Genomic DNA, 10056 nt, shown 5'->3' with positions numbered 1-10056 from the left:
TCAAGACGTTCCCAACCTGCTGGATAGCCTGCAAACTGACTTGGCCTTGGCTTCCAAGGAACCCTCTCCCCCCAGCTTGCAAACGGTGGAGCAGTTGGCGGCCAGCCTGGAGCGCCCGACCCAACCTTCATCGCCTACTTCTGCGGGATCCCAAAACGTGGTGCCCCTAAGCGACAACAGCGTAGACTCTCTGGGGCCGAACCGCGGCGAGGGAACCTTCTTGGTGCTCACTACCTACTCGGGAGATGAGAGCTTGGCACGTGCTCGAGAAGTTTCTGATGGGGCCTTTGTCAAAGATGTGAATGGCCAGAAGTTTGTGCAGTTGGCAGCATTTAAGCAACTGGAGTATGCCCGCTATCATGCGGAAACCCTGAAAAATAAGGGCTTTAACGTTACAATTGCTGAGCAGTAACTTTGGCCATCCCGTCACTGCTGACCTGCGCCAAAACCCAATTCATCCTGGTTGGCAGCAAACTTTGTATTTCAGGGATCCCATCTTGGGAGAAGAGCTGGAGTCGATCCCATTGTAGTCATTTCAAGTTAGGTTAAGACGCTTCCCAGCTGCTCAGCGGTGCCGCCCAAGCCTTCCACGCCGCTTCCGCGACCACCCCCAGGCAATGCGACGGAACAGTTTCATTCCTCATTACGGTCGTTTCATTCCAACTAGGACACTGCACTCACACCTAAAACAACACTAAAACAAACGTTAAATGCACAGGGCCAGAGGGCTTTTCAAGGACTCCGTCCCGCTGGCGCGATCAGCAGCCCAGGCGTCTCACCTTAACCTGAAATGACCATAACATCCCAGTGAAACTCCCCATTGCGTAGCTCCCCTCTCTCAAGGGGAGAGGGACTTCCCTTAGGGCCAATCCTGAACGCAAACCACCTGCTGGGTTTGGGCAGATCGCTCGGCTGCCTCGGCCACCGCCAGGGCGTGGAGCATGTTTTCAGTATGGATATAGAGGGGTCTGCCGTGGCGCAGGTGATCCAGCACCATGCGGGTGTCTTGCTCGAAGAGGCCGTGGCGGGATCCCGTCTCTAGAGAATGGGCGCTGCCGGGCCGCAACAACATTGCCTCTTCGCCGTTGATCAACAGGCCCCCCCGTTGGCCGTGAAACTCCAACAGCCGTTGGGAACACCACAGGGATTCCCCCTTGCCATACGTCAACACCGCCAGCAACCCATTGGCAAAACTCAGTTGGGCTGTGCAGTAGCAACTGCTGTAGCGGTGGGGCAGGTCCGGCCCGTCGTAGCGCAGTTGGCAGCTCACCCGTTCCACCTTGCCCAACAAGTCCACCAAGCGGTGGATGCGAGAAACAGCCCCTATGAGAGGGAAGCCAAACAACTCAGGCCGATAGGTCCAGCGGTCGGGGGCGGGGTGGGCGGCGGTGAGGGTAATGTAGCGGACGGCAAAGAGCTTGCCCAGCCCTTCCAGCTCTCGTTTCAGCAACAGGTGGACGCCGCTGATCAGCTCAATGTGTTCGACGTGCAGCAGCACCTGCCGCTCGGCTGCCAATTGCACCAAAGAACGTGCTTCGGCAGCGCTCAAGGCAAGGGGATATTCCACGACGGTGTGGATCCCGGCCTCCAGAGCAGCACGGGCAATGGCGGCATGATCCCGATTGATGGTGCTGACAAAAACCAGATCCAGCCGCTGCTCGCCCAACAGAGAAGACCAGTCCGAATAGGCGACGGCCCCCAACTCGGCGGCAAAAGCATCGCTCCGGTCGGGAGCTCGACCGGCAACAGCGACAATCTGCACTTGCCCATCTTTGCGCAAGGCCTCGGCCCGTGAGCGAGCTGCGTAGCCGGTGCCGATGATCCCCACCCGCAAGGTTTGTTCCCTCCCCTAGCCTGCCTCTGTCTGTAGCATCACACAGGAGGGATCCTTTGTACCACCCGGCAATCCGGATCTCGCTCCGCCTAGGTTTGCCGGAAAACTCCTGCTGCACCCTTTGATTTTGTGCCTACCTCACAGAGCTGTTCGCCGGTGGGGATCCCATGGGCGTTAGGAAGAAGCTGCTGCTTCAACCTCTTGGGGTTGCGGCGAGGAAAGCGGAAAATGCCGCTCCAACAAAGCCGGGATCCCCTGGGGGGAAACGCCGCTATAACGAGCCTTGTCGGGCATAAACACCACATGGGGGCCCCGTTTGCAATCTTTCATGCAGCCCACCCCCTGCACGCAAATCGAACCAGAGTAGGCGGCCAAGTGGGCGTTCAGGGCTTGCATCACCGCTCCGGCCCCACGCCGATAACAGTCGGATTTCTGGCAGACCAGCACCTTACCTTTGATGTCTGTACCTTTGATATCTCCTTTGATATCTGTGATGTTTGGAGCAACCGGTTCGGAAGCTGCCTCAGCCCCAGAAGCCGAAGACAAACCCCCCGCCCTCTCTCCGAGGGGAACCACCCGGTAAAGCACCCACTTCTCTCGCCCTTTGTGCGGATCCACCTCCCGCTCCCCACAGATCTGCACGGTGTCTCCAGGTTTGAGGGTGCGGTAGAGGGCAGAGCGCAGAGACTTGGGGATCTTGCCGGAAAAAATGTCAGCCCCAGCCTGCCAACGCAGGTACTTGAGCTTGCCATCCTTATCGGGAAGAAATCCCAAAAACTGGCCCTCCGACTCAAACGGGATTCCTTGCTTAGGGAACTTGCTCATCTTGACCCCCAGCCTCTGTGTTGAGCTGCCAACAAACCTCTAGGCCATCCAATAACTCCTGTCGCCGCGCTGTGTGCTGACGGATCACACTGCGCACCTGTAGAACAGCCAATGGAGTACTCGCCTCCACCCGCAGACGACCATCTCCTGTACAAATCGCCGGGATCCCCAATTCCATCAGCCGCCGACCAACGCGCCAGCGCTCGCCCAGAGGAATGTTCAAGAGATAGCCGCGCTCAGAGTCCAGAAAGACGGGGTTCATGGCCGGGATCAGCACCTCAGAGTAAAGAATAGTGAAGAGATGAAACAAATTCTCAATAGCCTTTCAAAAAAAAGCCAGAGGCCGGAAGCTAGGCAGGCTCAAGCCCACCTGTAGACCCTCTGGCTAGACTCTGCCGTTCATCAAGCCAAACACCAGGCTATCGTTGGCCAGGAAGTGATGGAGATGGAAAGCGCGATCCTCTGTTTTCAACAGGATTTGCTCGTAGAGGTAGCGAGTGGCCCGATCCCCAAGGCTCTCCGCCTGGGCTGCCTGTCGCCGCAGCAGATCGATGATGGCCTGCTCTGCCGCCAGGTCGTTCATCAACATTTGCCGCGCCCCAAAAGCTCCATCCGGCTCAGGGGTAAAGCAGCAAAGCTGGGCCAAGGTGGCAAAGCTGGCTACCGGCACACCTCCCAGCCCTTCTAGGCGTTCTCCCAGGTCGTGGACATGCTCCCTCGCCTGCTCGTAGTGATCTTTGAAGAGTTGGTGCAGCGGATAGAACTCAGTGCCTTCTACCACGAAGTGATGCTTCTGGTACTGCAAGTACAGCCCCTGGAAGCTGGCCAGCAGGGCGTTCATCCCCTCGCAAACCGGCTGGGTTATCTCAGTGCCAAGCAAGACAGGATTGTCGCGCACGCTGTTGAAAGACTGGCGCAGGGTTGAAGTTTCGGACATAAAACTCTCCAGCACAAGTTAAAAGGAGCTGTGAATCCTAGAGCGCCCGCCACAACGGGCCTGGGATCCCTGGGTGTTTGCCTCCAAATCTAGCATAGTGCAGAAAATGACTCTTGTGAATAACTCTCAATAAACCCGTTGTTGCGGATCCCGCTGAGCGGGATCAGGGCGCGGACAGATTGGCTCTTGGCTAGGTCAGTCTCCGGTATCGGAAGAAACTTGGCAGTAGGATCCGCCCTGAACTACCTTTGTGGGGCTATCGGCCTTAGGGGAAGAAGCAAGAAGCATGTCTCAGAAAAGCCCATCCTTCTTAGAGAAACTGACTGACCTAACCCGCCAAATTGTTGACCGTGCCCGAGGCATCCCAGAAGCTTCTGAATCTCTCGAGAAGCCAGAAGCCTTTAAGTCTTTCTGGAATTCGGTGTCTCAGATACTACAGAAGGACCTCCTAGAGGCGCAGACAGAGTTGGGCCACTGCAACATCCTGGTCATTGGCAAAAGCGGGGTGGGCAAGAGCACCTTGGTCAATGCAGTGTTTAGAGATGAGCTGGCCCGTACCGGTGTTGGCAGCCCCGTCACCCGCCACATTCGTCAGTATTCCAAGCCAGGTTGCCCAATCACCATCTACGATACACCTGGCATGGAACTAGACGGTGAACAGAATCAGCAAGTTCGCCTGGAGGTTTCCCAGCTTATCGAGGAGCTGCGCTTTAAGGATCCTGAACATCACATCCATGTTGTTTGGTACTGCCTCCACCACGAACTGAAGCGGTTGGAGGAAGTTGAACGCAAATGGCTAAAGGAGTTGGAACTCAAAGACGTTCCCGTCATCTTGGTCTTAACCCAATGCTTGGAATATCCCAATCCTGAAGAGAGCGAGTTTTTCCGGTATTTGCAGCATCAAAATTTGCCTGTCCGCTACATTGTTCCCGTTTTGGCCCGCAACAAGGCGATTAACCGGCAAATTACCATTCCTGCCCACGGGCTGGAGCACCTGATTGGCTGCACGCTAGAGCTTTTGCCGGAAGTGGCTCGCCTTGCCTTTATCCGCCAGCAATTGCTGCGGGTGGATCTCAAAGCCGAGGCTGCCTTTAAGTACGTATCAGGCTATGTGGCCAGTGCAGCGTTTATCGGGGCAGTACCCCTTCCCTTTGCAGATGCCCCTCTGTTGGTTACAGCCCAAGCAGGCATGATTGCCAATATCAGCTTTATTTTTGGCTTCGAGGCTTCCCCTTCTTTTTACTACTCTTTGATAGCCGCTTTGGCAGGCACTACAATTACAACAGCAATCGGGCGAACGATTGTGTCCAACTTGCTGAAGATGATTCCCGGCCCGGGGATTGTAGGCAGCGCTATCCAATCCACTACGGCAGCCACCCTCACTCTCTCTCTGGGCCTGGCCTATATCGAGCTGATGAAGGCCATCGCCCGCGCCAAAATCCAAGGGATCCAGCTATCTCCAGAAGAGATGAAAGATATCTTTATACGCGAGTACCAAAGTTATGTTGCCTCGGGATCCAAAACTCTGAAAGATGACTTTTCATCCTAGCTTTTGCGTAGGTACTGAATCTAGGGCAGGGGAAGGTCGTGGGGTCTCAAACCCAAAGGTGCCATCGACCAGGTAGAGGGGGCGGCCTTTCACTTCTTCAAAAACGCGGCCTAAATACTCGCCAATCACGCCCAAGCTGATCAGCTGGATCCCGCCCAAAAACAAGATCATCACCGCTAAAGAGGCATAGCCAGGTACATCGGAGCCAAAGAGCAAGGTGCGGATGATGAGAAAAAGGCCATACAAAAAGGCTGGAACCGAGATCGCCAACCCTATGTAGCTCCACACCCGCAACGGCCAAGAGCTAAAAGAGGTGATGCCTTCTATGGCTAGGTTCCACAGCCGCCAGTAGTTCCACTGGGTTTTGCCGCGAAAGCGGGGGGCGCGATCGTAAAAAATGGCCGTTTGCCGGTAGCCCACCCAGGCAAAGATCCCTTTCATAAAGCGGGTGCGCTCTCGCAGCTGTTTAACTGCCTCCACCACCTGCCGATCCAGCAGTCGAAAATCCCCCGTATTGCGCGGGATCCGCACCTGGCTGAGTTGATCAATCAACCAATAGAAGCCGTTGGCTGTAAAGCGTTTTAGCCAGCTCTCCCCGCGGCGGCTGCGGCGCACCGCATAAACCACCTGATAGCCCTGCCGCCACTGCTGCAGCATCTCCGGGATCAGCTCCGGCGGATCTTGCAAGTCGGCATCGATGGGAACGACAGCGTTGCCAGAGGCGTGATCGAGGCCGGCAGTAAGGGCGATCTCCTTGCCATAGCAACGGGAAAGGTTCACCACTTTGATACGGGGATCCTGATGGTGAAAGGCGATCAGCTTTTCCAGTGTGTCGTCTTGGCTGCCATCGTTGACACAAATGATCTCGTAGGGGATCCCCAGCGGCTCCAAGGTAAGTTGCAGGCGTTCGAACAGGTGTTCCAGGTTATCCGCCTCATTTTTGCAGGGGACAACAACCGATAATTCAACCAACTCAACCGGGGGCTCAGACAACATCGAGAGGTGTCAGAATCGGGATCCCGTAGTTGGCCATCATTTTGCCATTAGGGGGTGGCCGACATCTCCGCCACAATCGAGCGCAGCTCATCCTCTGAGATGCGATAAACCTCGTTGCAAAAGTGGCAAACTGCCTCTGCCCCCTTATCGGTGTGGATCATATCGAGCAATTCGTCCCGCCCCAACATGCGCAGAGCCCCCTTCACCCGGTCGGAATTGCACTTGCAGTAGAAGCGGATGGTGCGCATTTCCGGCGCAATTTTCAGATCCAGGTCGCCCAGGCAAAGTTGCAACAGCTCCCGCAAGCCGCCGCCGCAAGCCAACATCGGGCTAAACTCTTCCACTTTGGCCAAACGGGCCTCCATCTCCGGAATCAGACTGGCCGGCGCCCCTGGCATCAGTTGCAACAACACCCCACCGGCGGCACGTACCCGCTGCGAGTCAAGGTTTACCCCCAGAAGGACTGCCGAGGGAATCTGCTCTGAGGAGGAGAGGTAGTAGGTGATGTCGTCTCCCACCTCTCCCGAAACCAGCTCCACCGCGCTGGTGTAGGGCTGGCCGTACCCCAGATCCCGCAGCACGTGTAGGTAGCCATAGCGCCCAACGGCTTGGCCTACATCCAACTTGCTCTCGGCAGTGAGGGGAAGCTCAATGGCGGGGTTGCTCACATACCCGCGTACCGTGCCATCCAAGCCGGCATCTACCCAGATGTTGCCCAAGGGGCCATTTCCTTTCAGTTGCAGGTTAATCCGCGCCTGGCGCCGCTTCAGGTTGGCCGCTAGCAACAGGGCTGCACTCATGGCCCGCCCCAGAGCCACCGTCGCGACATAGGACAGCTTGTGCCGTTCCCGTGCCTCTTGTACCGCCTGGGTAGACACCAAGCCCACCACCCGAATTTTGCCTTCTGCCGCCGTGGCCCGGATCAGGTGATCCGGAAGAGATGAGGGCGTACCCTCAGAAATGCTTTTCGCTCGCTTCAATCGTTCTGACCCAGAGGCATCCGTCATCGCAACCTCAACGCATGTCTTAAACCAAGCCTGCAGGGATCCCCTGGCGACTCAGCCTTCATTCTAAGTGAGTCTAAGTGAGATTGTAGCCCCTCTCTTGCCGGACTTTGGGGAGGGAACTGCCCTGTCGGGGCGGGAATGAGACTGTCCGCTCTGAAAGACCTACGCAACACTGGTCGCGCCAGCGGGACGGCCCTTTTCTGGGAGAGATTTTAAGAAGTGTGAAGATCTGAGATGGCAGACGGCAAGCATATCGGAAAATAGCTTGCGGGTATGCTCGTCATACTCTTTAAAAAATCGACTTGAGGATGGATATCCATGAGTGTTGTTACGAAATCGATTGTGAACGCGGACGCGGAGGCCCGCTACCTCAGCCCGGGGGAACTGGATCGGATCAAGTCCTTTGTCACCTCGGGCGAGAAGCGGTTGCGCATTGCTCAAGTCTTAACCGAGTCTCGTGAGCGCATCGTCAAACAAGCTGCCGACCAACTCTTCCAGAAGCGCCCCGACATTGTTTCTCCGGGGGGCAATGCCTACGGGGAAGAGATGACGGCGACTTGCCTGCGGGATATGGACTACTACCTGCGCCTGATCACTTACGGCATCATTGCCGGCGATGTCACCCCAATCGAAGAGATCGGCCTGGTGGGTGTTCGCGAGATGTACAACTCTTTGGGCACACCCATTCCGGCGGTGGCCGAGAGCATTCGTCAAATGAAGCAGGTGGCCATGGGTCTGCTCTCTCCTGACGATGCGGCTGAAGCCGGCTACTACTTCGACTTTGTGGTGGGGGCAATGAGCTAATCCCTCATTGTTTTTGCCGCACAACCCTTTGCTGTTCGTCGATTTGGATTTAGGAAGCTCATCATGCAAGACGCAATTACTGCTGTAATCAACAGCTACGATGTTCAAGGCAAGTATCTGGACAGCTCGGCCATGGAGAAGTTGAAAGCCTTCTTCGCCACAGGCGAGCTGCGGGTGCGGGCGGCTGCCACCATCGCGGCCAATGCCTCCACCATCGTCAAGGATGCTGCTGCCAAGGCGTTGCTGTACTCCGATCTCACCCGTCCCGGTGGCAACATGTACACCACCCGTCGCTATGCTGCCTGCATCCGCGACATGGACTACTACCTGCGCTACGCCACCTACGCCATGCTGGCCGGGGATCCCTCCATTCTGGACGAGCGGGTGCTGAACGGGCTCAAGGAGACCTACAATTCCCTGGGAGTGCCCATTGGGGCAACCATCCAGGCCATCCAAGCCATGAAAGAGGTAACTGCTGCTCTGGTGGGTGCTGAGGCCGGCAAGGAAATGGGGGTGTACTTCGATTACATCTGCTCTGGCCTGAGCTAACTCCCGGCGTCATTGCCTCAGGGGAGGTGCATTCTTCAACGAGCACGGCGGGCGATTTGCCACAGGGATCTGGTGTGCTAGCTGAAGTACGCGAGCTTTCTGGGGTGAGTCGCCTGTTTTGCTGGTCAAGATAGCCCATTTTGTTGTTGAGCGGGGATCCCATATCATGCGCATGTTCAAGATCACGGCCTGTGTGCCCAGCCAAACCCGAATTCGCACCCAGCGGGAGCTGCAAAATACCTACTTCACCAAGCTGGTGCCCTATGAGAACTGGTTTCGGGAACAGCAGCGCATCCAGAAATCGGGTGGCCGCATCCTGAAGGTGGAGCTGGCCACGGGTAAGCCTGGGATGGACGTAGGACTGCTGTAGTTCCCCTATTCGTTCGTTGCTTTCCCTCGGATACTGAGAAATAGCCCTCTGCAGATCCGGTATGCCCAGCTCTGGAAGCTCTGTTCTTGGGGTTGGGGTAGCGGATCTGGCCGTTTTGTAGGGGTGGGGGTAGATGTTGCCTGATGTGCCGACCCGGTTGGAGCCAATCATCGCTGCCCACAACCTGAGCAAGGTTTACCCGGTGGCCGTCAAGGATCCCGGAGTGGTTGGCACCCTGCGCCACTTTTTTCGCCGCACCTATCGCCACATCCCGGCAGTGCAGTCCGTGAGCTTTCAAGTTCAGCCGGGGGAGATGGTGGGATTTTTGGGGCCCAACGGGGCGGGCAAGACCACTACCCTCAAGATGTTGACTGGTTTGATCTATCCGTCCGGCGGCACGGTGCAGGTGGTCGGCCATGTGCCCTACCGCCGGGAGCCGGCGTTTTTGCGGCAGATCACCCTGGTGATGGGGCAGAAGCAGCAGCTCATTTGGGATCTGCCGGCAATGGACTCTTTGCGCATCAACGCTGCCGTTTACGAGATCCCTGAGAAGGAGTTTCGGGAGCGGGTGGGGGAGCTGGCGGAGCTGCTCGACCTAGAAAGCAAGCTGAAGCAACCAGTGCGCAAGCTTTCCTTGGGGGAGCGGATGAAGGCGGAGCTGTTGGCGGCTCTGTTGCACCGCCCGCAGATCTTGTTTTTGGACGAGCCCACCTTGGGGTTGGATGTCAACGCCCAGGCCGGCGTGCGGCAATTTCTGCGGGATTACAACCGCCGCTATGGAGCAACGGTGCTGTTGACCAGCCATTACATGGCCGATATTACTGCGCTGTGCCAACGGGTGCTGGTCATCAACGCGGGGCAGCTCATGTACGATGGCGACCTCGAGGCATTGCTGGAGCGCTTTGCCCCCTACCGAGAGGTGAGGTTGAAATTGGCTCGCCCTTGCCCTGTTGCCCAACTGCAGCTCTATGGAGAGGTGCGCACGGACGGGGATCCGGGCAGCTGTGAGGCGCGGCTGTGGGTGCAGCGGGAGCAGCTCACCCAAACGGTGGCCAAGCTCTTGGCAGAGCTGGATGTGCTGGATCTAACGGTAACCGACCCGCCCATCGAGGAAGTGATCGGGCGGGTGTTTGCGGATGGGATCCCTTCGGCCAGCCCATAGGGTCATTTGCAACAGGGTTAGGT

The 10056-nt window shown here is 57.0% G+C and carries 11 protein-coding genes and 1 pseudogene; 6 read left to right on the top strand and 6 right to left on the bottom strand.

The window, feature by feature from the left end; genetic code table 11:
- Positions 1-412 (top strand): annotated as a pseudogene (locus NW838_RS06245) (hypothetical protein); the annotation flags it as partial.
- A 447-nt stretch (positions 413-859) separates the two neighbouring features.
- Here NW838_RS06245 and NW838_RS06240 read toward each other — a convergent pair.
- From NW838_RS06240 to NW838_RS06225, 4 genes are all read right to left on the bottom strand, one after another.
- Positions 860-1828: a Gfo/Idh/MocA family protein gene (locus NW838_RS06240; RefSeq protein WP_414427711.1), complete on the bottom strand. Its 969-nt coding sequence runs from the start codon at positions 1826-1828 to the stop codon at positions 860-862.
- Positions 1829-2008: 180 nt separating this feature from the next.
- Positions 2009-2659, bottom strand: a complete 651-nt coding sequence (locus tag NW838_RS06235; RefSeq protein WP_414357287.1) for a (2Fe-2S) ferredoxin domain-containing protein — start codon at positions 2657-2659, stop codon at positions 2009-2011.
- Entirely contained in the window at positions 2643-2921 is a 279-nt protein-coding gene (locus tag NW838_RS06230) for an Asr1405/Asl0597 family protein (RefSeq protein ID WP_414357285.1), read from the bottom strand. Before NW838_RS06230 ends, NW838_RS06235 begins: the two co-directional genes overlap by 17 nt.
- A 123-nt stretch (positions 2922-3044) precedes the next feature.
- The gene (locus NW838_RS06225; RefSeq protein ID WP_414357283.1) at positions 3045-3596 is read right to left on the bottom strand and encodes a Dps family protein; all 552 of its coding nucleotides are present in this window, start codon (positions 3594-3596) and stop codon (positions 3045-3047) included.
- Between the two features lie 421 nt (positions 3597-4017).
- On the opposite strand from NW838_RS06225, the gene NW838_RS06220 reads away from it, so the two are divergent.
- Positions 4018-5145 (top strand): YcjF family protein, encoded by a 1128-nt coding sequence (locus NW838_RS06220; RefSeq protein ID WP_414343203.1) that lies wholly within the window; start codon positions 4018-4020, stop codon positions 5143-5145.
- Here NW838_RS06220 and NW838_RS06215 read toward each other — a convergent pair.
- Positions 5137-6117 (bottom strand): glycosyltransferase family 2 protein, encoded by a 981-nt coding sequence (locus tag NW838_RS06215; RefSeq protein WP_414357281.1) that lies wholly within the window; start codon positions 6115-6117, stop codon positions 5137-5139. The genes NW838_RS06220 and NW838_RS06215 overlap by 9 nt on opposite strands.
- Positions 6118-6188: 71 nt before the next feature.
- Positions 6189-7148, bottom strand: a complete 960-nt coding sequence (gene hslO, locus NW838_RS06210; protein WP_414357280.1) for an Hsp33 family molecular chaperone HslO — start codon at positions 7146-7148, stop codon at positions 6189-6191.
- Positions 7149-7466: 318 nt separating this feature from the next.
- Between hslO and NW838_RS06205 the strand changes: the two genes are divergently transcribed.
- The 4 genes from NW838_RS06205 to NW838_RS06190 all read left to right on the top strand — a co-directional run bounded on the left by NW838_RS06205 (position 7467) and on the right by NW838_RS06190 (position 10033).
- Positions 7467-7952, top strand: coding sequence for an allophycocyanin subunit alpha (locus NW838_RS06205; RefSeq protein ID WP_011433053.1), 486 nt, complete (start codon positions 7467-7469; stop codon positions 7950-7952).
- A 63-nt stretch (positions 7953-8015) separates the two neighbouring features.
- Complete coding sequence (gene apcB, locus NW838_RS06200) at positions 8016-8501, top strand: allophycocyanin subunit beta (RefSeq protein ID WP_011433054.1); 486 nt, start codon at positions 8016-8018, stop codon at positions 8499-8501.
- A gap of 166 nt (positions 8502-8667) precedes the next feature.
- Entirely contained in the window at positions 8668-8871 is a 204-nt protein-coding gene (locus tag NW838_RS06195; RefSeq protein ID WP_011433055.1) for a phycobilisome linker polypeptide, read from the top strand.
- A 133-nt stretch (positions 8872-9004) separates the two neighbouring features.
- Positions 9005-10033, top strand: a complete 1029-nt coding sequence (locus NW838_RS06190; protein WP_011433056.1) for an ATP-binding cassette domain-containing protein — start codon at positions 9005-9007, stop codon at positions 10031-10033.
- The last annotated feature ends 23 nt before the right edge of the window (positions 10034-10056 follow it).

Source organism: Synechococcus sp. R55.2, assembly GCF_047462075.1.
GTDB lineage: Bacteria > Cyanobacteriota > Cyanobacteriia > Thermostichales > Thermostichaceae > Thermostichus.
Note: the sequence above shows the minus strand (reverse complement) of the source record. Positions and strands in the feature narration are given on the sequence as shown.